We start from the raw sequence: 23,856 nt of genomic DNA on the forward strand, positions 1-23,856 counted from the left end.
AACAGGCGATGGAAATTAGAAGAACGCCTGGAGGCCCGTCTGCGCCCGCCCAAGGATCAAAGCATGGACGTCGTGGGTGCCCTCATATGTGTTGACCGTCTCCAAATTCTGCGCGTGGCGCATGACATGGTATTCGATCTGAATGCCGTTGCCGCCATGCATGTCCCGGGCCTGCCGCGCGATATCAAGCGCCTTACCGCAGTTGTTGCGCTTGACGAGCGAGACCATTTCCGGAGCCATCCTGTGCTCATCCATCAGGCGGCCGACGCGAAGCGAGCCCTGCAGTCCGAGCGTGATCTCGGTCATCATGTCGGCGAGCTTCTTCTGATAAAGCTGCATCCCTGCAAGGGGTTTGCCGAACTGCTTGCGATCCAGACCGTATTGACGAGCGCGGAACCAGCAGTCCTCGGCCGCGCCCATGACACCCCAGGAGATGCCGTAACGGGCCCGGTTGAGACAGCCGAAGGGTCCCTTGAGACCGGAAACGCCGGGCAAAAGCGCATCTTCGGTGACTTCAACGCCGTCCATTACGATTTCACCGGTGATCGAGGCACGCAGCGAAAGCTTGCCCCCGATCTTCGGGGCCGAAAGGCCCTTCATACCCTTTTCGAGAACGAAGCCGCGTATTTCGTTGTTGTGGGCCTCCGACTTTGCCCAGACGACGAAGACATCGGCAATCGGCGAGTTCGAGATCCACATCTTCGAGCCGCGCAATCGGTAGCCGCCGGCGATTTTCTCGGCGCGGGTCTTCATGCCGCCCGGATCGGAGCCGGCGTCGGGCTCTGTCAGGCCGAAGCAGCCGATCAGATCACCCGAGACGAGGCCCGGCAGATATTTCTTCTTCTGCTCGTCGGAGCCGTAGGCGAAGATCGGGTAAATGACCAACGAGGACTGCACGCTCATCATCGAGCGATATCCGGAGTCGATACGCTCGACCTCGCGAGCGATCAGTCCATAAGCGACATAGGATGCGTTCGCGGCCCCGTACTCCTCCGGCAGCGTGACACCGAGAAGGCCGGTCTGCCCCATCAACTTGAACAGCTCCGGGTCGGTCGCTTCTTCGAGATAGGCGTCGTGGATGCGCGGCAAGAGTTCGGATTCTGCGAAAGCCGCGGCGGATTCGCGGATCATCCGCTCATCTTCGGTCAGCTGGTAATCAAGCAAAAAGGGGTCATTCCAAGAAAAGGCCAAGATCGTCATCCTCCCGTTGAGGTTTTCGCAGTTCGATTTGATGGAATTAGAACCGCTTTTCCGCGACTGGGAAAGCGAGGTTTACTCATCGGCCTATGAGCTATAGTAATAGCTTATGGCAAACCTCTCGCGAAGACTCCTTCCCTCGACCTCCGCTCTCGCGGCTTTCGATTCCGTCGCGCGGCTGAGCACTTTTTCTGCCGCGGCTGAGGAGCTTTCCCTCACGCAAGGAGCAATCAGCCGACAGATCGCCGCGCTGGAGGAGCAACTGGGCGTTTTGCTGTTCGAGCGTACCAGCCGCGGCGTCATTCTCACAGAGGCCGGCACCGATTATGCGCGGGCTATTGCCGGCGCTTTGGCGGAAATCCGCTCTGCTTCACTGCAGGCCATGACCAAACAGCATAACGATCAGCTCAATCTCGCCATCTTGCCAACATTCGGCACGCGCTGGCTGATGCCGCGTATTCCCCGGTTTGTCGCCAGACATCCGGAGATCACACTGAACTTCGCGACGCGCATCGGGCTATTCGATTTCGACCGCGACGACATCGATATGGCGATCCATATCGGCCAGCCTGATTGGCCCGGTGCGGAAAGCACATTTCTGATGGAGGAGATGGTAGCACCGGTCGCCTCCCCGTCTTTTCTGAGTTCGCATCCCATCTTGAAGGCTGAGGATCTGCTACGCCTTCCGCTGCTGCAGATGGCATCGCGGCCGGGAGCCTGGAGCCACTTCTTCGAGAGCCTCCAGGTCAGCGGCGCCCCATCGCAGGCGATGCGGTTCGAACAGTTCAGCAGCGTGGCACAAGCCTGCATTGCCGGGCTGGGGCTCGCTTTGATGCCGCTTTTCCTTATCGACTCCGAGCTTGCAAATGGCCAGCTCGCTCAAGCCTTCCCGCATCAGGTCAAAAGCCCCAGCGCCTACTATGCGGTGGCGCCGCTCAGCAGGAAGGATTTCCGTCCTGTCGCGGCGTTTCGCGCATGGCTTCTGGAAGAAGTCGCGCATTACCAGAAAGGCATTGCCGGTTGATGCAGCAATGCGGTTGCAATAGCAGCCTGTAATACGCGCCCATTCGACCGTTCACTCATGCCCGATTGCACGCGTTCTTGACTCTTCAGCCAAATCCTGCCAGCCTATGCTAACGTTAGCACAAGGAATAGGCATTTGCATCTTCAATTGAGGAAAGCAGGCATGCAGGGAAGACGCCTGACGGCCAGAGCCTTGGTCAAAGACGTTCGGCTTCTCGGCCGACTGTTGTGTGAGGCTATTGAGGCCAGCGACGGCAAAGAGGTCCGCGAGATTGTGGAACAGGTCCGCAGTCTGTCGGCGACAGGCCGCAGAAAGACCAGCCCGCGTTTGAACGACAATCTTGCTCCCTTCTGCGCCGGCATGCCTCCGCGCACTCTGAAGCGCGTGGTCCGCGCGTTCAGCCAGTTCTCTCAGCTCGTGAACATCGCAGAAGACGCTCATCACGCCAGAGCGCAGCGCCTCAGCATCGTCGATGGCGAACCTGCCATGCCGGGGACGATTGCCAGATCGCTTTCCGTTCTGGCTGCCGCCGGGATAGAGGCGGAAGATGTCTGCAACCTGCTTTCTGAAGCTGTGGTCTCGCCTGTATTTACAGCGCACCCGACCGAGGTTCGGCGCAAGAGCGTTATCGACATCGAGCAGGAGCTTGCACGATGCTTGAGCCGGCTCGACCAGGCCGGCCTGACTGCGCAGGAAGTGGATCGATATCAGGAAGATTTGGAAAGAGCGACGACCACGCTTTGGCAAACGAACAGCTTGCGAGGACGGAAATTGCAGGTCGTGGATGAAATCCTCAACGGCCTGTCCTACTATGACAGCACGATTTTCCATGTTATCCCGGAAGTTTATGAGGATCTCGAAAATCAACTTCGAGGCTCACCCTGGAGGTTTGGCCAGGACGCGCTGCCGCCATTCCTGCGCATGGGTTCCTGGATCGGCGGCGACCGGGATGGCAACCCTTATGTCAATGGCGAGACACTGAAGGAGGCGCTCCGGCTGCAGAGCGAGAGGGTTTTTTCTTTCTATCTCGGCGAGCTGCACAGCCTTGGCGCCGAACTTTCCTTGGATGATCGGTATGTAAAAGTCTCGCGGGACCTTCAGCGCCTCGCCACTGACTCTCCCGATAGATCGGAGCAGCGCCGGCACGAGCCATATCGCCTTGCGATTTCAGGCATCTATGCTCGCCTGGCGGCCACGGCCCGCAAATTCGGCAGCATGGAATTGGTTCGTGAGCCTGTAGCCGCCGCCCCCTCCTACAGGAGCCCCGCCGAATTCGCCGAAGACCTGGCGACGATCAGCAAATCCCTGATAACCAATAGCGCAGAAAAGATCGCCGCTGGAAAACTGCGCAGCCTCCAACGCGCCATAGAAGTCTTCGGCTTTCACCTTGTCAGCCTCGATTTGAGACAGAATTCGGAGATTCACGAGCGGGTCGTTCATGAGCTTTTCGAGAAGGTGCGCCCCGGCACAGGCTACGAGGCGCTCGCCGAGAGCGACAAGATCCGCTTGCTCACCGAGGAACTTCGGTCGTCCCAGCTGCTGGTTACACCGCTTAAGACCTATTCGCCCGAGACGATGTCGGAGCTTTCCGTTCTGCGTGAAGCCGCCGAAGCCCATAAGCGCTATGGCCGCGCCAGCATCCCGAATTACATCATCTCGAAGGCCGGAAGCCCTTCCGACCTTCTGGAGGTCATGGTTCTGTTCCGGGAGGTGGGGCTGTTCCGGCCCGATGAACCCGAAGCAGCCTCCGTCAACATCATACCGCTTTTCGAAACGATCTCGGACCTTCGAAACTCGCATGACGTGATGCAGACAGTTTTGGCCATCGAAGCCTATCGGGCGTACCTGGGCTCACTCGGCGGCAAACAGGAGATCATGCTCGGCTATTCCGACAGCAACAAGGATGGCGGTTATCTGACGTCGGGATGGGAACTCTATAAGGCAGAGATGGCCTTCATTCAGCTCTTCGAACGTGAAGGTATCCGCCTCACCCTGTTTCACGGCCGCGGCGGTTCCGTCGGACGCGGCGGCGGCCCAAGCTATGAGGCCATCACCGCCCTGCCCCCCGGCGCCGTTGCCGGCTCGATCCGGCTGACCGAGCAAGGCGAAGTCATTGCAGCGAAATATTCCAATCCGGCACTCGGTCGCCGAAATCTCGAACTGCTGATCGCCGCGACCCTAGAAGCGTCTTTGCTGCCTTCCGACGCACAAGAACCGGATCCCGAATATCTCGGCGCCATGGAGAAGCTGTCGGACCTGGCCTTTGGTGTCTATCGCTCTTTGGTCTACGAAACCGAGGGATTTGAACGGTTTTTCTGGGAAACCACGATCATTGGCGAAATCGCAAAACTAAACATTGGCAGCCGCCCGGCCTCACGCAGTTCGTCCCGTCGCATCGAAGACCTTCGTGCGATACCATGGGTATTCGGCTGGTCGCAAAGCCGCATCATGCTGCCGGGCTGGTTTGGATTTGGCTCGGCCGTCGGACAGTGGCTGGCCGGAGACCCCGACGGATTGCAAACCCTTCAAAGGATGCATCGGGACTGGCCTTTCTTCCAGACGCTGATCGCCAACATGGAGATGGTGCTTGCCAAAACCAATATGGCGATCGCGGCGCGGTACGTGGACCTCACCCATGACACATCCGCCCACGAGAAAATCTTCGCGCGCATAAAAGACGAATGGGAAGCGACGACGGCCGCACTATTCGGCATAACGGACCAGACCTCGCTCCTGGAGAACAATCCGGCGCTGAAGCACTCGATCCATCATCGCTTTCCATGCCTCGATCCGCTGAACCACATGCAGATCGACCTTCTGCGCCGCCATCGTGCAGGAGAACGAGATCAGGACACGGAAGAGGCGCTGCATCTGACCATCAACGGAATCGCCGCAGGGCTGCGAAACAGTGGGTAGCACGCCGCCGAAGCAGGCGGCGCAAGCTTATTTTTTCTTGACCTTGGCGAAATTATTGCGCTAACGTTTGCGCAAACTGGGAGGAAATCATGACACGGACCGTGCTGTTGACGGACTACGCCTGGCCGGATGACAAGGTGGAGCGGGAGGTGATCGAGAGGGCTGGATTTGTCCTCATCAGCGGCCCTGCCGAGCCGTTGCCCTCTGCCGACATCGACGCTTTGACTGCAGAGCATCGGCCACACGCCATCCTGACCTGCTGGGCCCAGGTCAGCGAGAGGGCCATCGCTGCATCCCCCAACCTCAAGATCGTCGCCCGCCTCGGAGTAGGCCTGGACAATATTGCAGTCGATGCGGCGACCGAGCAAGGAATTTGGGTTACGAACGTTCCCGACTATTGCGTCGCAGAAGTGTCCGACCACGCAATCGGTTTTGCAATTGCCTGGGCCCGCGGCCTGATCCACTTCGATCGCGAAGTTCGCGAAGGCCGCTGGGACCCCGCTTCGGCAAATCTCCGTAGGCTTTCCGAGTTGACCTGCGGCATCATTGGCTTCGGTCGCATCGGCCGCGCGACGGCGGCAAAGATGCAGGCGCTCGGATGCCGCGTGGTGGCGCACGATCCCCATGCCTCCAATGTCCCCGCAGATGTGGAGCTTGCCGACTTCGATACGCTTCTGGCCAAGAGCGATATCGTCATTGTCCATGCGCCGCTTTCGCCGGCGACGCGTCATCTGATCAACAAGGACGCCATCTCGAAGATGCGTCGCGGAAGTCTGCTGATCAACGTCAGCCGGGGCGGCGTCGTGGATACTGCCGCGGTGATCGAGGGCTTGGCCTCCGGCATTCTGAGCGGTGTCGGCCTTGATGTGCTCGAGGATGAACCACGCGTTCCTCCGGAGCTGATTGCTCACCCGGGCGCGATGATCACGCCGCATGTCGCCTTCTCCTCGGACGCTTCGCTGATCGAACTGCGTCGCCGGGCGGCGGAGGAAGTCGTCAGGGTTCTTTCCGGAGAGATGCCCGAACAACCCCGCAACAGCCTCCGCCGCTAATGCCGCAAGGACGATGATTTTATGTCTGTAGACGAGACGACGATTTTCGACGATTTCCTGCTGAAGAGCGGCCTGAAGAGCGCTTCCGAGGAAGCGATCTACAAGCCCCTGACGGGTGGTGTTTCTTCAGATATCTATCGCGTGGAGCTCCCCGGCCGGCTCATCTGCGTGAAACGCGCCCTTGCCAAGCTTAAAGTATCTGCCGATTGGCAAGCGCCGGTGTCGAGAAACCTATACGAATGGAACTGGATTTCCTTCGTGGCGGAGCATTTCCCTTCTGCCGTTCCGAAGCCTCTCGCGCACGATGCGCCGTCTGGTGTTTTCGCAATGGAGTTTCTTCCGAGCGACGACTACCCGCTCTGGAAGACCAACCTGCTTCACGGAAGCGTCGACCGAAAGGCGGCAGCGGTCATTGGCCAGCGGATTGGACAGATCCATTCCGTCAGTGCCCGCACACCGGGGTTGCCGGAAAAATTTGACTCCGGATCGAACTTTTATGCTCTTCGGCTAGAGCCTTATCTGGTGGCCGCTGCCGCCAAACATCCTTTCGTCAGCGATCGTCTCGCCGAGCTGGTTGAGCGCACCGCCGCAGCAAAGCTGGCGCTGGTCCACGGCGATGTCAGCCCGAAGAACATCCTGTTGGGCAGAAACGGTCCTGTGTTCCTGGATGCCGAATGCGCCTGGTTCGGCGATCCGGCTTTCGACCTAGCCTTCTGCCTGAACCATCTGTTGCTGAAGAAGATCGTTGCCGGAAAGGCGGCATCCGAGCTTGCATCGTCATTCGCGGCCTTGACGGCAGCCTACATGGATCAGGTCGACTGGGAGGATCGGGACGCCCTCGAGGCCCGGGCCGCAAGCCTGCTGCCCACCCTCTTCCTCGCCCGGGTCGACGGCAAATCGCCCGTCGAATACATAACCGACGAATGTCAGCGCGAGGCCGTCCGCAAAGCCGCAATCCCGTTGATCGCCTCGCCGCCGCAAAAGCTCGCTGACGTGGCGCAGGCCTGGTTTCCGTAAGGAACGCAGGCCTTTCCGGAGCCATACGCTTTTCACGTCAGATGAAAAAGAAAACGCCACCGCGCTGTGTTCGCGATGGCGGATGAAGTCCTGATCTGCTGCGGCTCAGAACCTGGCGACCCAGCTTTCGAACGCAACCAGGAAGCTCTCGATGAACTTCTGGGTTCCTTCATTGAGGAATACCCCATGGTCGCCCACCAATTTGTCTGCCGTGCTGAGGTAAACCTCAGGCTGGGGCATGGTCGGCACGTTGATGTTGGTCAGGATAACCCGGAGCTGGAGTGCTGCGGCAGCGCCGCCAATCAGACCGGGAGAAGCCCCGGTCACCGCACCGGGCTTATGATCCCATACGCTTTTCCCGAACGGTCGAGAGCCGACTTCGATCGCATTCTTCAATGCCGCGGGTACGGATCTATTGTATTCCGGTGTCACGAAGATTGCCCCATCGCAAGCCTTGATGCGTTCGCGGAAGGACGCCCATTCCACCGGCGGCGTTTCGGTCTCAAGGTCCTGGTTATAGAGCGGAAGATCGCCGATCGGCACGATTTCCAGGTTCAGCCCGTCAGGCGCTACTTTCTGCATTGCACGGGCAAGCTTCAGGTTGATAGAAGCCTGACGAAGGCTTCCGACCAGGACCGCGATATCTTTCTTGGACATGTTCTCTCTTCTCGCGTGAGGGCGGCGCCGGCCGCAGCCGGCACCGGTGATTGTTATTGGTAGGCGGCAGGGACCGGAGGAATGACCACGTAGTTGCTGAAGCCGCCATCGCGTTCGCCGATGCCGGAAATGGCTTCATTCACCCGCTCGAGCGGATAGATCTTGTGCTCGAGATAGGAGAGGTCGAGCGCGCCGGTGCGGACCATGTCGGCCATTTCTTGCCCTTGGGCAGCGCTGAACCAGTTGGAGCCGATGAGCTGAACCTGCTCGTCCATCAACCACTTCACGTCGACCGGAACATCTTCCGCCACGCCGCCAACGACAACCACACGGCCGCCTCGACGAACGCCGCGCATGGAATCGACCACGGTCGCAGCAGGAGCTCTCGCGCCCAGCGCGCTGATGACGAAATCCACTCCCTCGCCGCCGGTTTGGGCCTTCGCCCATTCTCCCGTCGAGCCTTCACCGAGCATGATCGTGTCGATGCGGTCGGGCGCGATGGCCTTTATGCGGTCCATCAACTCCTTGTTTCTGCCGGTGCCCAGAATTTTGGAGAGGCCCATTGCAAGAGCGAGCTTGGTGGCCGCGACGCCGAGCGTGCCGGTAATCCCGTCGATGAGGCAGACCTGGCCGGGTCCGGCCTGTGCATTCTTCAGGGCGCCGTAGGATGTGCCGAGATAGCCGAAGCGGCCGGCCTGTTCGAAGCTGAGATTGTCCGGCAGGCATACGAGTGAATATTCCGGGGCGGTCATGTATTGGCTGAAGCCGCCGTAGGGATAAAGATCGAAGATTCGTTGACCATCACGGCTGGTGCTGAAGTACCCGTTTAAGGTGTAGTAGCGGCATTGGCTACGGTTGCCTGACCGGCACGCCTTGCAGGAACCACAGGATCTGAGAGGGCTGACATAGACACGATCGCCAATTTTGACATTGGTGACCGCCTCGCCCACTTCGGCGACGACTCCGGCCGGATCCAGGCCGAACACTGCCGGAAACTTCGGCAGCGGCTGGTGGGGAAACCAGGTTGGCCAGTTATTGATGACGTTGGCCATGTTGGGCACGATGCCGCAAGCCCTGACCTGCACCAGGACGTCGTTGGGCCGGGGCGCGGGAACCGGAATCTCATCCAGCGACATGGGCTGATGCAGAGCATGCAGCCGAGCAGCGATCATAGTTTTAACCATTAACTCCTCCATGGGACATCGGTCGGACCGTGCCCGACCGAATGCATTTTTTAGTTTCAGACAGGTGCGCTGCAGTGCCGAGCGGCATTCGTCAGGGGACCAGGAACTCCTTTCCAGCCGGTCGGAAGTCCGCCGGCCAGACAGTCACCCAGTCCTTCCCCTGAACCTGCTTGAGCTTTGTCGATGCCTTCCCGGCATTGAACTTGCCGTCGAAAGTCCTTGGCCCGACCACCGTCTCGACCGCATTCGAGCGCAACCATGCAGCCATCGCGGCGTCGTCCAGCTTCCCTGCCCCTTCGGCTGCTGCCGCAAGGATTTGCCACGCAGCATATTCGACGGCGGCCTGATACTCGGTTCGCGGATAGGGGAAGCCTGCCGCCTTCGCCTTGCTGCCGTAAGCGCTTACGAACTCCTGGGCGCCGTAATACTTGAGGAATGGTTCGTGCTCCTCGAACCAGGTCAGCGAGGTCAAGCCATTCGCTTGGGGGTGGGCTGCGGTCGGGCCAGGTGCCGGGAACAGGTAGAACTGGTTCCTTGGTTGGTAGTCGATCCGGCTCATTGCATCGAGAAGCTGCACTGCCTCCATGCCGATCGCACCGGACCACAGCAGATCCGGATCAGCCGCTTTGATGCGGTTTGCGATTGCGCCGAAGTCCTTCGTGCCGAATTCATATTCGAGGTCCAGCACGCTTTTTATGCCACGCTTGTCGGCGACCTGCTGACCGCCCTTGGCGATCGTCAGAGCCGACGGGAATTTGCTGGTGACGAAGGCGATCGTCTTGGGAGGGGTCGGCAGGCTGGCATAGGCATCGAGAACGACTTCGGTGTCGGTCAATTGCGGTTCCGCCCCGATCGGAAGCGAGGGGAACTGCAGCGGATAGGGTGCGAGGCTTGGGTCGCCAAGGCTGCTCTGAACGAGCATCTTCTTGAACCGAGCGGCAACACCCATTGCTGCGATAATCGAGGACGTGCCGTAAGGCCCCATCAGGAGATCGACCTTGTCGGCCGTCACCAGACGCTCGTAAAGGGTTCGCGCATTGGCGGGAAGCGATTGGTCGTCAAGAAGGACGAACTCCACCTTCCGTCCGAGAATACCGCCTTTGGCGTTGATCTGTTCGACGAACACCTCTGCCGCGAGCTTATGGATTGCGCCGACGCCCGCAAGCGGACCTGTCAACGGCAGCGTTCCGCCGACGCGGATCGGTCCCTCCTGGGCGAAAACCCTCGGCATTGAGCTGAAAGCTGCCACGGCGGCCGCAGACCCGAGAAATGCACGTCTATTCAGTTTAATGGATTTCACATTCATCTCATCCTCCCAAGTGCTTCCGGCATGTCATCGCGCTCACGGGCTCGCGGCGCGTCGGTCTCCTGCCGCCGGCGGCAGCTCTCAGCTCTTCGCGAGCCCTTCTGCGTATCGTTCGAGCGTCATCGGGTTCGGCATTTTCTCGGGGTGCTCCAGCGGTACTCCCGCAAATTCGCTGGCCTCGAAGAACCATTTCGAGACGGCCGGCATTCCCCAATGGACATTGGTGCTAAGGGATGCCGCGTCCCAGCGAATGGGCTCCAATTCCGCATCTATCGTGGTGTAGTGATTGTTGAAGAACTCCACCCGATGCCCATCCGGATCGCGCAGATAGACGAACAGGACTCCTGAAGGACCATGACGTCCGGGCCCGCGCTCAATGCTGTCTCCATATCCGTAACGGCTGGCAAAATCGCATACGGCGAAGATGTCGCTGCTTTCGGGAACCGTATAAGCAAAATGATGCAGCTGCGGGCCGATGCCAGGCACCAAGGCCAGGTCGAGACAGACACCTTTGCGATACATGAAGTTCGCAATGAGAGTGTCGCCCGCTGCTATATATTCCGAAGTCCGGAAGCCGAGTTCGCCGTAGAACGCGCTGAGACCCAGCGGATCCGCAACCATGATCTGGCAATGGTCCAGGCCCTGGGCTCGGGCGCCACGATGTTCATGCACTGCGAGAAACTTGCGGGGATGGACGCTCATGCTGGAGCAAAGCTCGATGCGAGCGCCCGAGGGATCGCTGACAAGCAGGGTCCGCCCTTGGTTTCGAACCTCGACCCATTCTGCCGGAAGGCCCTTCTCCTCGAAGAAGGCCTTGGCCTTGTCCAGATCCTCCTCCAGGAAGACCCGGTAACCTATCCGCCTACACGCCGGCTTGTCGCCGGCGGGTGCGAGCACGAGACTGTGGTGGCAGGCCTCGGACAGCCCGCGAAGGTAGGAAACACCATCCGTGAATTCTGTTTCGACGAGGCCGCCGACATTGACGTAAAAGTCTCGGCTACATCCCACATCATTGACTTCAAGCACGACGTGACTGAAGCGCGTGATGTTGAAGGGAGGCTTCAAATTAACAGCCGGAAGCATGTTATCCTCGTTTGGTTTTGCTAACGTTAGCATAAAACGACCGGGTATTTTGTCAATGCCTGTTTTGCGCAAGACCCGCATCCGGCCCCATCCAAATCCTAACTTACAGCAGCAACAGCGGCTGGCTTTTCAGCCAGGTCCAGCGCCGACCATCCGGCGAACGAAGCCTCTTTTCCAAGCGCCTCCTCAATCCGGAGAACCTCGTTCCACTTGGCCATTCGCTCAGAGCGGGAGAACGATCCGACCTTGAGCTGCTTAGCATCCCAGCCGACCGACAGATGGGCGATCGTCACATCTTCCGTCTCCCCGGATCGCGCCGAAACGATCGTCCGAAAGCCCGCCTTCTTGGCAACGGAGAGCGCCTCGAAGGTCTCGGTGATGGTGCCGGCCTGGTTCGGCTTGATCAGAACCGCGTTGGCGCTTTTATCCTTGATCGCTTCGCTTACCCGCGCCGCGTTCGTCACAAAGAAGTCGTCGCCGATGATCTGGCATCTGGAGCCGTAGCGGGCGGTGAATTCCTTGAAACCGTCCGCATCGTCCTCGGCGAGCGGATCCTCGATGGAGACGATCGGGTAGGCCTTCAACCAGCCGCCGAGCATGTCGATCATCTTGGCCGTATCGAGCTGCCTCCCCTCCAGTGCCAGCGAGTATCTGCCCTCTCGGCCGAATTCGGAAGCCGCTATGTCAAGCGATATCACGACCTCGCCGCCGGGCCTCAGACCGGCAGCCTCAATCGAACGCACCAGGGCATCGAGTGCTTCTTCATTGCTGGTGAAGGCTGGCCAGTAACCTCCCTCGTCCGCCACGCCCTGAAGTTTGCCGGCGCGCTTCATGATGTCCCCCGCAGCGCGATAGACCTCGGCAGTCCATTCCAAGGCTTCCGAGAAAGTCGAGGCGGCGGGGCACATGATCATGAAATCCTGGACGTCTACCCGGCGCGCCGCGTGCGCGCCGCCACCGAAAATCTGGATTTCCGGCAGTGGCATGGTTATGGCGTTGCCGGAGCCCGCGAGATACCGCCAGATCGGTTGATCGGCCGCAGCCGCCGCGGCGTGGAGCAGCGCCATCGACGTTGCCACCGACGCATTTCCACCCAGCCTGCTCCGGTTCGGTGTGCCATCGAGCGCGATGATGGCGCCGTCCAGTTCGGCTTGATCCTTGGCATCGCGGCCAACCAGCAACTTGGCGATTTCGCCGTTGACGGAGGCAAGGGCTTTGTTGATCCCCAAGCCGGCAAGAGCGCTGCCGCCGTCTCGAAGATCGAGAGCTTCGCCGGTGCCGGTCGATGCACCGGCTGGCGCGATCGCCCGGCCGATCGCGCCGGAGGCCAGCTCGATCTCTACCTCGACAGTGGGCCGGCCACGGGAATCCCAGACGCGACGGCCCTGCACTTTTCGGATTTCGGTGTTGTTCATGTTCAGTTGGTCCACAAGGTCAGATTGAGATTTGGATCATTGAGGCTCACAGGCCGTCATCGTAATCCGTCGTATCGGGGGTCGGTGCGCCAACCAGCACCACGGCGATGGTTGCCGGCCTGTCGCTTTTGTTTCGCCAGGCGTGACGGGTGCCGTTCTGCACGAAGGCGTCGAACTGGACCAAGCGGGTCTCATTACCATTGTCGAGCTCCATCCAGATCTCACCGTCGAGAACGATTCCATAGTCGACGGTAGGCGTTTGATGTTTGCCATCCGGCTCGAAGCGTTCGGCCAAGCCGGGGCTGACCGCAAGGTTCTCCGCCATAGCCGCCGAACCATCGAAATCCGGAGACATAAAAACGGAGTCTGGTGGGAACGTTAGCACTAAAAAGCGCGTTTCGCCCGGCTCAGGAACGAAGCTCGTCACCAAAGGAGTTGGATCAGTTCCGTTGAACGGAACGGCTGTGGAAGCCGAAGTCGCCCAAACCATCCGCGACACCAGACCTGGGACGGTCCTGAATATGTCAGTGCGCGGAACGGCGCGGTCCTCAGCAAACCTGGCAATACCCTGACTGCTGTGTTCCGTCACGACGCGGCGAACATGCACGGGAACTCTCCCGCTCGAATTTTCAGATACCAAGATACGCCTCCCTGATGCTTGGATCATTGATGAGAACCTCGGGCGCTCCGGAGGCCGTCACGCGGCCTTGCTCGATCACGTAGGCCTGATGGGCAATTTCAAGCGCCTTGTTCACATTCTGCTCGACGAGCAGCACGGCTACGCCCCGCTCGTTGATCATCTGGATGATTTTGAACATTTCTCCGACGATCAAAGGCGACAGCCCGAGCGACGGTTCATCCATAAGCAGCACGCGCGGCTTGGCCATCAGCCCGCGGCCGATGGCAACCATTTGCTGCTGCCCACCCGATAAGGAGCCGGCCAGCGAATCCTGACGCTCTTTCAACACAGGGAAAAGCTGAAACACCTCTGCGAGCGTCGCATCGCGCTCCGCACGAGCCTGGGAGCGGTATGCACCCAGCAACAGGTTGTCCAGGACCGTCATCGCCGTGAAGAGGCGCCGCCCTTCCGGGACCACCGCGATGCCGTAATCGCAGACCCGATGGCTGGGCACTTTGGAAACGTCGTTGCCCTCGATGACGATCGTTCCCTTGTGCGGCCGCAGAATGCCGGCGATGGCATTTACCAGCGTCGTCTTTCCCGCTCCGTTCGGGCCGACGACCGAAACGATCTCGCCCGGCCCTACACTGATAGACAGGTCCCACAGAGCGATCGCGTCTCCGTAGCCGACCTCGATCTTATCGACCTCAAGCAGCATGACTGCCTCCCAGATATACGCTGACCACTGCCGGATCTCGCATCGTTTCGCCTGGATGCCCAAGCGCCAGAACCTTGCCTTGATCCAGCACCGCGACACGGTCCGCCAGTGCGACAACCGCACGCATGAGGTGTTCGACGAAGATGATCGTCGTACCGCCGGATTTGATCCGCTTGATCATTTCGACCGCATGGTCGACCTCGGCCGGATTCAAGCCGCAAAGCACCTCATCGAGCAGGAGCAGACGTGGTTTTGCAGCCAGCGCTCTGGCGAATTCGACAAATTTACGGTCATGCAGGTTCAAGGCTTCCGGAAGCACGTCGGCCTTATCGGCCAGGCCGGTGAAGGCGAGCGCCTCCTCGGTGGCTACATCGACGGCAGCTGCGCCCCTGCCGTCTGCACTGCCGAATTTCGCGCAGAGCCGAACGTTTTCGAGGACCGTCAGATTGTCGAACAGGCGCGGGATCTGATAGGTGCGCGCCACGCCCTGCTGCGCGATCAGATGCGGCGATCGACCGGAAATCTCCACGCCTTCCAGTGTGATTTTACCCGAGGTCATGGAGTAGTGACCACTGATCATGTTGATCAGGGTGGACTTGCCGGAACCATTTGGCCCAACCAGAGCCAGGATTTCGCCCCGCCGGACCTCCAAAGTCACGCCGGTCAAGGCACGGATGCCGCCAAAGGATTTGGTGACATCCTCGCATTTGAGAAGCACCGGACCGGAACCTGCTTGGGCTGAAGGCGCGAACTGCGTGACGACCTGAGCAAACCCCGTCGGTGCGCCAGCTCCGCTGCGCCTGTGGGCAAACCTGCGAACAAGACTGGGAACGATGCCGGACGGCAGCACCAGGATGACGACGATCAGCGCAAGAGCCACACCCGCACGGCCGAATTCCGCATGAGCGCCGCTGACGATGGCGCTCTGCATCACGGTGATGATCACCGCACCGATCGCAGGTCCAGCCCAATGGCGGGCTCCACCAAGAATGCTCATGAGCACGACATAGAGAGGAACGGTCACCGCAAACGTTTCGCCAACGGTGACGTAGCCGACATATACGGCGTGGATCGCCCCCATTGCACCGGCAAGCGCCGACGAGACCGCAAACGAAATCAGCTTATAGCGGAACGTCGGAACGCCTTTCACTTCTGCGACGTCTTCATCGTCGTGGATTGCCAGCAAGCCCTGACCGAATTTGCTGTGAAAGATGAAATAGGATGTCGCCAGCGCAACAAGGGCCGCAATGAACCCGAACATGTAGAGGGAGCCGGACGCCGTTGCGCCGATCATCGGGATTTCGATCCCTGAAAGGAACACGCCTGTGCCCGAATCGAGCGCGGTGTTCGACACAATGGCCGCGACGACAAACGTCACCGACAGCGTCAACAGCGCGAAGAACTCGCCGCGCAGAGCACCCGAGCGAAAGACAACCAGTCCAATCAGAACGGCGACCACGGCCGCAAGCAGGGCCGCGGCAGGTATCGTCGCGACGAAGGGCCACGACAGCTGCGTCGTCAGCGTGGCCGTCGTATAGACGCCGATACCGAAAAATGCGGCATGACCAAAACTCCAGTAGCCGGTGTAACCGCTCAGGATGCCCCAGCTCGTTGCCAGCACGACCCAGAAGAAAATGATGTACAGGTAGGAAAGGTAGTAATCCGCCATTCCCAGGTAAGGCAGCGAGGCGAGGATCGCCACGACAAGCGCTGTAATCAGGAGCTTTTTCATGGTCAAATCACCGGTTTGCGCAGGAGGATGACGATGAGCACGCTGAATGCCACGAGCGGCGCCCAAGCGGGGTTCACGACAGACATGGTAAGGCTCTCGGCCACACCGATCAGCATTCCGGCGCCCAGCGCGCCAATAGGGCTGCCCAATCCTCCAATGATGGCGACAGCAAAGACGACCCCGATCCAAGCCTCGATTTGAGATGGAGCCAGAGTTCCGATCAGGGCGATAAAGACCCCGGCGATCCCCGCTGTCGCCGAGCAGAGGCCGGCCAGAATGTATGACACGCGCGTGGAATTGATTCCGAATGCCGACGCCACGGGAGCGTCATGGGCGGCAGCGCGCAGCGCCTTTCCGAGCATGGTCTTGTTCAATGCGTACCAGGCCGCTCCGGCAAGCACGCCGGCGCAGACAAAGGCGGAAAGATCCAATACGGGCACGAAGATCGGGCCGAGCCGGATGGTGGTCTGTGCATAGGGCGTTTCGTAGCGAAGGAAATCGGCCGACCAGATCCACTGGATCAACGACTCGATCAGGATCGTGACGCCGAAGGTCACCAGGAGAGAGGCGAATTCCTTCACCTTGAAGCGCACGAACACGCTGTGCAGCGCAATGCCGAGCGCGAAGAACAGCGGAGCGATCAGAAGAGCGCTCAAATATGCCGGAACGCCATGGACGGTGCCGAGCTGGTAGGTCAAGTAGGCACCGAGGAATGCCAGCGCGAAGTGGCTGAGATTCACAAGCTTCAACAGGCCCCAGCTCAGGCTGAGACCCATCGCCAGCAGGCCATAGATCCCGCCCAACAAGACACCGCCAACAGCGGATTGCAGGAAAAGAGCGACGGTCATGAGGATCTACGTCCCTCTGCGGACATGATCAACGCCGGGAACACCAGAATATCCACGTTATGCCTCCTCCCGTTTGCGCTAACGTTTGCACAAACATTCGTCCCACAGCACGGCTCTCATGTCAACGGCCTTAAAGAAGTTAATTGATTGTCAAGCGCCTCTGCGCGCCCAGCACCACCGGTGCGGCAAGCCCGTTCGAAAAGATTAAGCATCTGAAAGGTTTTTATTTTACATGGCGATTGGTCGCCGCGCCCGGGCGTCGAGGGCGAAAATTAAATGATTGCTACTTAAACGGTATGAGAGGTTTGACAACTGCGATGTCAGTGCTATCGTTGGCTAAAATAATCATTCCGAGCCAAGCACAATGGTAACAATTAAAGACATCGCGGCGATCCTTCAAGTTTCCCCCTCGACCGTGGGCCGCGCTCTTGCCGACGATCGCCGCATCAGCGCTGAGATGAAGCGAAAGGTGAATGAAGCCGCAGCGCAAGCGGGGTACGTTGCCAATCGTGCTGCCCGCATGATGCGCGGGGTGCAGAGTAATCTCGTCGGGCTGATCATTCCAGATATCCGGAACAGCTTTTATTCGACGATTGCCCACGCCCTCTCGCAGTGCCTTCTTTCGGCGAATTATCAGCTGACCTTGTGCGAAACCGATGACGACAGAATGCACGAGCTTCGCCACATCAAGGAACTAACGAGCGCCAACGTCGCCGGGATCATTCTGGTCCCGAGCGCAAAACCTCATCCTGATTCCGCGCGAATCCTGAAAATGACACCTCACATCCAATTGCTGCGAAGGGCACCGCTGCTCGGCGACCAATGGTTTGGGATTGATGACAGACGGGCGCTTTACGAGAGCACGGAACACATCATCAACGCAGGTCACAAACGGATCGCTTACATCGGCGGCACGGAAGAACTGCCCACCGGTGCGGCTCGCGTGCAGGGTTTCCGGGACGCGGTGAAAAGCTCCAGCCAAGCGATCACCGTGCATGAGGAGCTTGGCGCGCCCTCCTCGCCGGAATTCGGGCGGGAGGCCGTGCGTCGCCTTCTTTCCTTAAAAAAGGATCGACCGACGGCGCTTGTGATCGGCGCGGTGCAAAATACCTCCGGAGTCATTGACGAAATCCAGGACCAGGCCCTGAGCGTTCCCCGAGATATTTCAGTCGTCGGATTTGGTGATGAGCTTGGGTATCGATGGTGGGGTCCGGGGCTGACGACGGTCCAATTGCCCGTTTCAGAGCTGGCAACCGCCTGCGGGCTTTGGTTCCTGCACCACCTTCAGAACAAGGGTGATCTCAGTAAGCCCTACAGCTTCATCTCTCCGCCCCACCTGGTCATCCGCGGCAGCACGGGCACTCCGTGAAAAGCCGGCAGCGGTCGATCTGCCGCAGCAAGCGGAATCAGAGAGAGGCGCCCGTCCCGTGACACGCACCTCTCTTCGATCGGCTGCGATTCATCCCGCATCCAGGGCCGGACGCTGAAAGCTCTGGAACTATCTTGATGAGCGCCGCCAAGACCATACGGTAAGCCGAGGCAACGCAGGCCGGGCGCCGCCGGCCTGCTCAGCGATATCCCTCTTCAAGATCGATCTTTAGCGCGCCCATGAGGCGAACACCGGAATTGTACCAGGCGACATTGATCGAGAGTTCGACAAGTTGCTTCTCCGACAGGAACTTTGCGACGCCGTTCCACACTTCATCGGAAACATCGACGTCCAGCGTGGACTCCTTGGCAAAGGCCATCACAGCCTTTTCCTGCTCGTCAAAGAGATCCGAGGTCTCGAAGTGCGCGATTGCATGGAACTGCTCCTCCGTCAGGCCGGCCTTGAGCCCATGAGAATGATGATGCTTCACCTCGTACTCGGAGTTTGTGCAGTACCCGACCGTTAGGATGGCCATCTCCCGCAGCTTCGGGCTGAGGTCAGCCGCCCGCACCGCATTGGCATAAGTGAGGAAATCGCCGAGGATCGCGGGAGCGTTGGCGAGCGCCAGAAAGATGTTTCCGGTCGGAACCTTCCTCTCCTTCAGCAGACGCTCATTGAGCGCAGGTTGGGTCTCGGCCAACTCAGTATTCGAGACATATTTTACTCGTGCCAATTCTCCACCCTCAACTTTGCTTTGACAAATCTCCCTGTTCAACGTGGTCCGATGCGGAACCCGTCTCTGCAACAGGTGCTAACGTTAGCATAATACCATTGGTAACTCTGAGGTCAATCAGTTTTTTCGCGCCGTGGCGGACCCCCTATAAGAGATTCGGCTAGTGCGATGCCGCAACCACCGGATTTTTCAGAACACCGATACCGGGAATTTCCACCTCGAGTTCGTCGCCGGGAACGATCGGCCCAACGCCCGCAGGCGTACCGGTCATGATTACATCACCGGGCAACAGCGTCATGAAGCGGCTCAAATAAGCAACGATGTCAGCAACGGGATAGACCAGGTCTCGCGTATTTCCCGCCTGTTTAACGGCGCCGTTCTGACGAAGGATGACGTCAAGATTCGTCGGATCGAGATCGGTAACGATGGCCGGCCCCAACGGTGCAAAGGAGTCGTAACCCTTGCCTGCCAGCAGGCAGCCAAACTTGCTTTCCTGCCGCTGTATGATGCGGTCGCTGATATCGTTTCCGCATGTGTAGCCAAGCACATGCCGCAACGCATCTTCCTTGCTGATGTGGCGTCCGCCTTTGCCTATGATGGCGACCAGCTCAGCTTCGTAGTGGACGATTTCGCCATCGCTCGGATATTCAATGGCATCTCCATTGCCGCTCGCCGCGGTGCTGGGTTTCATGAACAACACCGGAAGCGTCGGCTGCTCCTTTCCGGACTCGTCGGTGTGCTGTCGGTAATTGTAAGCGACCCCAAATATCCGGGGCCGTTCCACTGGGCACAGCAGACGGACGTCGGAAAGGTGATCCTCCTTCCCCGTCCGCTCGATACCTTCGAACGGTTCGCCGGCTAAGCGATCGATCCTGCCCTCACTTTCAACCCCATAGTAAATTCCGTCGACGGACCGGTAGCGCACAAGCTTCATGTTGATCTCCATTTTTGCTAACGTTAGCGCAACCGGCTGACCTCGTCAACGCGCCCTGTTCCCTCCCGTTGCCTTGGCCATCATCCGCTCGGAAATCGAATTCGATTGTCATAGTTACGCGCATAAACCGCGCGGGCTAGGCTCACCGGTCATTGCAGCATTGCAGCGCATATGTAAGGTGGCCGCGTTCATGCGGAGACTGAATCGTTGATGACGACGGCGGACTATATCGCTCTGGCCTTCTTTGCCTGTGTCTGGGCGGGTTATTCCTGGCTGTTGAAGGGCCGCACCTTCTTCGGCCGTACCAGCCTGACCCATGCGATGACCGAACGGCGGCGAGATTGGATCTACAATTCGCTGCGCCGCGACCTGAAGATGATCGACACGCAGATCATGGCCGGCCTCCAGAACGGCACGGCCTTTTTCGCCTCCACCTCGATTTTCGCGATCGGCAGCTGCTTCGCCCTGCTCGGCGCGACGGAGAAGGTCGACGCCGTCTTTGCCGACCTGCCCTTCGTCTTCCACAGCGGCCATGCCGCCTTCGAGATGAAGGTCGGCGGGCTTGCGGCGCTTTTCGGCTATGCCTTCTTCAAGTTCGGCTGGTCCTATCGGCTGTTTAACTATTGCACCATCCTTTTCGGTGCCATCCCGATGATGCGCGACACGGAGAGCGACGTCATCGCCGCCGAGCGCGCCGCCGAACGGGTCATCCGCATGAATGTCATCGCGGGCAGCCATTTCAACGAAGGTCTCAGGGCGATCTTCCTGTCGATCGGCTATCTCGGCTGGTTCATCAACCCTTATGTCTTCATGCTGACGACGGCGATCGTCATCTTCGTGCTGACACGGCGGCAGTTCTTCTCGGAGGCGCGGCTGGCGATCATGGATGCCGGCCCGCCATCCAATCTTCACCTTTCCGCTCTTCGCCGCGACATGCCGTCGAACGACGGAAATGATCTGACCGGGAGACTTTGATGACCATGCCGGCAATGCAGGCCGATGCGGCGGCAAGACCGCCACGCATCGGTCTACTGGACACGGCGCGCGGCATCGCGCTGATCGCCATGGCGAGCTACCATTTCTCCTGGGACATGGAGTTCATGGGATATCTCGCGCCGGGCACGGCCGAGACCGGCTGGCTGAAGATCTATGCTCGGGCGATCGCCACGACCTTCCTCTTCATCGTCGGCGTCAGTCTGGTGCTTTCCAGCACGCCGACGATTCGCTGGCCGTCCTTCTGGAAGCGTTTCGGCATGATTGCCGCGGCAGCCGCGGCCATTTCGATCGTCACCCGCATCGCGATGCCGGACGGGTGGATCTATTTCGGCATTCTGCATTGCATCGCGGCGCTCACGCTCATCGGCATCGTTTTCATCCGGCTGCCGCTCGCCGTCGCGCTCGTCGTCACGTTGGCACTCCTGGCCGCCTGGATCACCGATAATTTTGGCACGCCGGGCTTGCTGCGCTCGTCCTTTTTCGATCCGCGATATCTCGCCTGGATCGGCCTTGCCGAGATGCCTCAGCGATCGAACGACTACGTGCCGCTGTTTCCCTGGGCAACGCCGTTCTTTGCCGGACTGAGCATCGCCTCGATCGCCATCAGAACCGGTCTGCCGCACCGGCTTGCCGCTCTTGGCGCCGGCTCCTGGTGGCCGGCGCGGCTTGGCCGCCACAGCCTTGCCTTCTATCTCATCCACCAGCCTGTGCTGATCGCCATCGCCTACGGGCTTTCCCTTCTCGTCCCACCGCAGACGCCGGATCCGGCGGAAACTTACTTACGGCAATGCAACTCCACTTGCGTGATGCAGCAAGGTGAAGCGCTCTGCCGCAGTTTCTGCCAGTGTACGCTCGGAAAATTGCAGGCCCAAAACCTGTTGATTCCACTGCAGGCAAACGAGATCGACGTCCAGAAGGATGAACGGGTGCAGACGCTCGTCACCGAATGCAGCGCCGAAGCGGAATAGGGACCGACGCAGACTCTGCCCCCGCTGTCAGGTGGTGACGCCGATTTCGGCGAGGCGGCCGAGGCAGGCCTCCTCGATATTGTCGAGTTCCGTCAGCGTGTCGTCTATATCCTTGCGCTTCTGGCGCAGGTCCTCACGCTTCTCGTCGACGCGCTTCATCAAAAGCTTCAGCTGGCCGAGTTCGCCCGGCGGCTCCTTGTAGACCTGGATGATCTCGCGAATTTCCGCGATGGTGAAACCGATCCGCCGCCCGCGCAGGATTTCTCCAATCAGCCGGCGGTCCGCCGGCCGGAACAGGCGGGTGCGCCCTCGCCGCTCCGGATGGATCAGTCCCTCGTCCTCGTAGAATCGGAGCGTGCGCGTCGAGACACCGAATTCGCGCGTGAGCTCCGTTATGCTATAATATTTGTTCACCGGCATGTGTTCCCCGTCGTCGAACCGGTAATAATATTGACTTTTACGTAATAGTCAATTTCGGCAGGCCGTCAGATGCCGAACCACCACGTGGCGATGCCGAGAAAGGCAAAGAAGCCGGTACAATCCGTTACAGTCGTGACGAAGACCGACGAGGCGATAGCCGGGTCGGCCCCCATCTTGTCGAGCAGCAGCGGCAACAGGATGCCGGCAAGGGCTGCCGCCATCAGATTGATGATCATCGCCGCCGCGATCACGCCGCCGAGCTGGTAGTCATGGAACCATGTGCCTGCGATCGCGCCCATGATCGTCGCGAAGATGATGCCGTTGAGGATGCCGACGCCCGCCTCTCTGCGGATGATGCGGCCGGCATTGTAGATATCGAGATCGCGGGTGGCGAGCGCGCGCACCGTCACCGTCATCGTCTGCGTGCCGGCATTGCCGCCCATCGAGGCGACGATCGGCATCAACACGGCAAGAGCGATCATCTTCTCGATCGAGGCATCGAACAGGCCGATGACACTGGCCGACAACATCGCCGTGGCAAGGTTGATCAATAGCCAGAGGAAACGTGAGCGCGCCGTCGACAGCACATTGTCGGACAATTCTTCGTCGCCGACGCCGCCGAGGCGCTTGATGTCCTCATCCGCTTCCTCATGGATGACGTCGACGACGTCGTCGATGGTCAGCACGCCGACCAGCCGGCCGTTTTCGTCGACGACAGCGGCCGAGAGAAGGTCGTATTGTTCGAAGAGCTGGGCGGCCTCTTCCTGGTCCATTTCGGCAGGAACCGGATGGTTGGTTTCACGCATGATCTGCTCGATCTTCGTCTGCCGCTTGGTGCGCAGGATCTGATCGAGATCGACGGCGCCGAGCAGCTTGAAGGTCGGATCGATGACGAAGATCTGCGAAAAGGAATAGGGCAGATCCTCCTCGTCGCGCATGTAGTCGATCGTCTGGCCGACCGTCCAGAACGGCGGCACGGCGACGAATTCCGTCTGCATGCGGCGGCCGGCCGAGCTTTCGGGATAGTCGAGCGCCCGGCGCAACCGCACCCGTTCGGTAAACGGCAGCTGCGCAAGGATCTCTTCCCGGTCTTCCTTGTCGAGATCTTCGAGAATGTAGACGGCATCGTCCGAATCGAGCTCGCCGATCGCGGCGGCAATCTGCTCGTTCGGCATCTGGTCGACGATCTCGCGGCGGATCGCCTCGTCGACCTCGGTCAGCGCCGTCATGTCGAAATCTTCGCCGAGCAGGCGCACCAGCGCCAGCCGCTGATCCGGCTGGATCGATTCCAGCAGGTCGCCTATTTCGGATTCATGCAGGCGGGCAACATTCTGGCGCAGGAACAGCGTATCGCGATCGGCGATCGCGGCGCCGACGAGGGCTAGAAAATCGCCACGGACGTTGCCGTCCTCGTCGTAAATATCCGCCTCCCCGTCATCGCGGCGGCGAATGCGCTCTTCCGTATCGGTCGTCGTCATCTGCCGCCCTCGCACCTGGTTCGAATTTCAACGACTGCCGCGCCGCGTTCGCAAATGTTGGCCGAAAACACATTGTCAACAAGTAGATAGTAAATCCCGCGCAAAGCTTTCCCGCAGTCGGATTCCTGCTTCTGCTAGCTCAAAGCATCCCTGCCGTAAAGCGCCAAACCGTGCTTCTTGATGACAATGC

Annotated in this window: 21 protein-coding genes; 7 read left to right on the forward strand and 14 right to left on the reverse strand. The window is 59.6% G+C overall.

From position 1 onward, the window contains the following. Positions 1 to 15: 15 nt before the first annotated feature. On the reverse strand, positions 16 to 1,200 hold the full coding sequence (locus GGI60_RS27575) for an acyl-CoA dehydrogenase (RefSeq protein ID WP_183913703.1): 1,185 nt from the start codon (positions 1,198 to 1,200) through the stop codon (positions 16 to 18). 106 nt (positions 1,201 to 1,306) lie between these two features. Here GGI60_RS27575 and GGI60_RS27580 point away from each other — a divergent pair, with 106 nt between their 5' ends. The 4 genes from GGI60_RS27580 to GGI60_RS27595 all read left to right on the forward strand — a co-directional run bounded on the left by GGI60_RS27580 (position 1,307) and on the right by GGI60_RS27595 (position 7,206). Further along, positions 1,307 to 2,221, forward strand: coding sequence for a LysR family transcriptional regulator (locus GGI60_RS27580; RefSeq protein WP_183913701.1), 915 nt, complete (start codon positions 1,307 to 1,309; stop codon positions 2,219 to 2,221). A 162-nt stretch (positions 2,222 to 2,383) separates the two neighbouring features. Then, complete coding sequence (gene ppc / locus GGI60_RS27585) at positions 2,384 to 5,137, forward strand: phosphoenolpyruvate carboxylase (protein WP_183913699.1); 2,754 nt, start codon at positions 2,384 to 2,386, stop codon at positions 5,135 to 5,137. An 89-nt stretch (positions 5,138 to 5,226) separates the two neighbouring features. Then, positions 5,227 to 6,189: a C-terminal binding protein gene (locus GGI60_RS27590; RefSeq protein WP_183913697.1), complete on the forward strand. Its 963-nt coding sequence runs from the start codon at positions 5,227 to 5,229 to the stop codon at positions 6,187 to 6,189. Between the two features lie 21 nt (positions 6,190 to 6,210). Next, positions 6,211 to 7,206 carry a phosphotransferase family protein gene (locus tag GGI60_RS27595; protein WP_183913694.1) on the forward strand — a complete coding sequence of 332 codons (996 nt, stop codon included), beginning with the start codon at positions 6,211 to 6,213 and terminating at the stop codon, positions 7,204 to 7,206. 105 nt (positions 7,207 to 7,311) lie between these two features. Here the strand turns inward: GGI60_RS27595 and GGI60_RS27600 are convergent, their stop codons facing one another. The 9 genes from GGI60_RS27600 to GGI60_RS27640 all read right to left on the reverse strand — a co-directional run bounded on the left by GGI60_RS27600 (position 7,312) and on the right by GGI60_RS27640 (position 16,768). After that, positions 7,312 to 7,863, reverse strand: a complete 552-nt coding sequence (locus GGI60_RS27600) for an NADPH-dependent FMN reductase (RefSeq protein ID WP_183913692.1) — start codon at positions 7,861 to 7,863, stop codon at positions 7,312 to 7,314. A 53-nt stretch (positions 7,864 to 7,916) separates the two neighbouring features. Continuing rightward, complete coding sequence (locus GGI60_RS27605; RefSeq protein ID WP_170964946.1) at positions 7,917 to 9,035, reverse strand: alcohol dehydrogenase catalytic domain-containing protein; 1,119 nt, start codon at positions 9,033 to 9,035, stop codon at positions 7,917 to 7,919. Between the two features lie 103 nt (positions 9,036 to 9,138). Continuing rightward, complete coding sequence (locus GGI60_RS27610) at positions 9,139 to 10,278, reverse strand: amino acid ABC transporter substrate-binding protein (protein ID WP_246720501.1); 1,140 nt, start codon at positions 10,276 to 10,278, stop codon at positions 9,139 to 9,141. Between the two features lie 156 nt (positions 10,279 to 10,434). Further along, entirely contained in the window at positions 10,435 to 11,508 is a 1,074-nt protein-coding gene (locus GGI60_RS27615; protein ID WP_246720502.1) for a VOC family protein, read from the reverse strand. Between the two features lie 26 nt (positions 11,509 to 11,534). After that, positions 11,535 to 12,851, reverse strand: a complete 1,317-nt coding sequence (gene eno, locus GGI60_RS27620; RefSeq protein WP_097605091.1) for a phosphopyruvate hydratase — start codon at positions 12,849 to 12,851, stop codon at positions 11,535 to 11,537. Positions 12,852 to 12,897: 46 nt separating this feature from the next. Continuing rightward, a complete protein-coding gene (locus tag GGI60_RS27625; RefSeq protein ID WP_312863478.1) occupies positions 12,898 to 13,458 on the reverse strand; it encodes a cupin domain-containing protein in 561 nt (186 codons plus the stop codon). 22 nt (positions 13,459 to 13,480) lie between these two features. Further along, positions 13,481 to 14,188: an ABC transporter ATP-binding protein gene (locus tag GGI60_RS27630; protein WP_183913687.1), complete on the reverse strand. Its 708-nt coding sequence runs from the start codon at positions 14,186 to 14,188 to the stop codon at positions 13,481 to 13,483. Next, entirely contained in the window at positions 14,178 to 15,920 is a 1,743-nt protein-coding gene (locus GGI60_RS27635) for an ABC transporter permease subunit (RefSeq protein WP_183913685.1), read from the reverse strand. Before GGI60_RS27635 ends, GGI60_RS27630 begins: the two co-directional genes overlap by 11 nt. 2 nt (positions 15,921 to 15,922) lie before the next feature. Then, complete coding sequence (locus GGI60_RS27640; RefSeq protein WP_183913683.1) at positions 15,923 to 16,768, reverse strand: branched-chain amino acid ABC transporter permease; 846 nt, start codon at positions 16,766 to 16,768, stop codon at positions 15,923 to 15,925. A gap of 364 nt (positions 16,769 to 17,132) precedes the next feature. Between GGI60_RS27640 and GGI60_RS27645 the strand changes: the two genes are divergently transcribed. Continuing rightward, entirely contained in the window at positions 17,133 to 18,137 is a 1,005-nt protein-coding gene (locus GGI60_RS27645) for a LacI family DNA-binding transcriptional regulator (RefSeq protein ID WP_183913681.1), read from the forward strand. 199 nt (positions 18,138 to 18,336) lie between these two features. Here GGI60_RS27645 and GGI60_RS27650 read toward each other — a convergent pair whose 3' ends face one another. Together GGI60_RS27650 and GGI60_RS27655 are read right to left on the reverse strand one after the other, a co-directional pair. Then, positions 18,337 to 18,912 carry a carboxymuconolactone decarboxylase family protein gene (locus GGI60_RS27650; RefSeq protein ID WP_246720504.1) on the reverse strand — a complete coding sequence of 192 codons (576 nt, stop codon included), beginning with the start codon at positions 18,910 to 18,912 and terminating at the stop codon, positions 18,337 to 18,339. A gap of 118 nt (positions 18,913 to 19,030) precedes the next feature. Next, complete coding sequence (locus GGI60_RS27655; RefSeq protein WP_183913679.1) at positions 19,031 to 19,804, reverse strand: fumarylacetoacetate hydrolase family protein; 774 nt, start codon at positions 19,802 to 19,804, stop codon at positions 19,031 to 19,033. Positions 19,805 to 20,014: 210 nt separating this feature from the next. On the opposite strand from GGI60_RS27655, the gene GGI60_RS27660 reads away from it, so the two are divergent. Together GGI60_RS27660 and GGI60_RS27665 are read left to right on the forward strand one after the other, a co-directional pair. Next, positions 20,015 to 20,779 (forward strand): DUF599 domain-containing protein, encoded by a 765-nt coding sequence (locus tag GGI60_RS27660; protein WP_064685816.1) that lies wholly within the window; start codon positions 20,015 to 20,017, stop codon positions 20,777 to 20,779. After that, the gene (locus tag GGI60_RS27665) at positions 20,779 to 21,768 is read left to right on the forward strand and encodes a heparan-alpha-glucosaminide N-acetyltransferase (protein ID WP_183913677.1); all 990 of its coding nucleotides are present in this window, start codon (positions 20,779 to 20,781) and stop codon (positions 21,766 to 21,768) included. Before GGI60_RS27660 ends, GGI60_RS27665 begins: the two co-directional genes overlap by 1 nt. Positions 21,769 to 21,795: 27 nt before the next feature. Here the strand turns inward: GGI60_RS27665 and GGI60_RS27670 are convergent, their stop codons facing one another. After that, positions 21,796 to 22,188 (reverse strand): MerR family transcriptional regulator, encoded by a 393-nt coding sequence (locus GGI60_RS27670; protein ID WP_011425479.1) that lies wholly within the window; start codon positions 22,186 to 22,188, stop codon positions 21,796 to 21,798. 65 nt (positions 22,189 to 22,253) lie between these two features. Then, a complete protein-coding gene (gene mgtE / locus GGI60_RS27675) occupies positions 22,254 to 23,666 on the reverse strand; it encodes a magnesium transporter (RefSeq protein WP_183913675.1) in 1,413 nt (470 codons plus the stop codon). Between the last annotated feature and the right edge of the window lie 190 nt (positions 23,667 to 23,856).

It is taken from the genome of Rhizobium lentis, from assembly GCF_014200175.1.
Classification (GTDB): domain Bacteria; phylum Pseudomonadota; class Alphaproteobacteria; order Rhizobiales; family Rhizobiaceae; genus Rhizobium; species Rhizobium mulingense.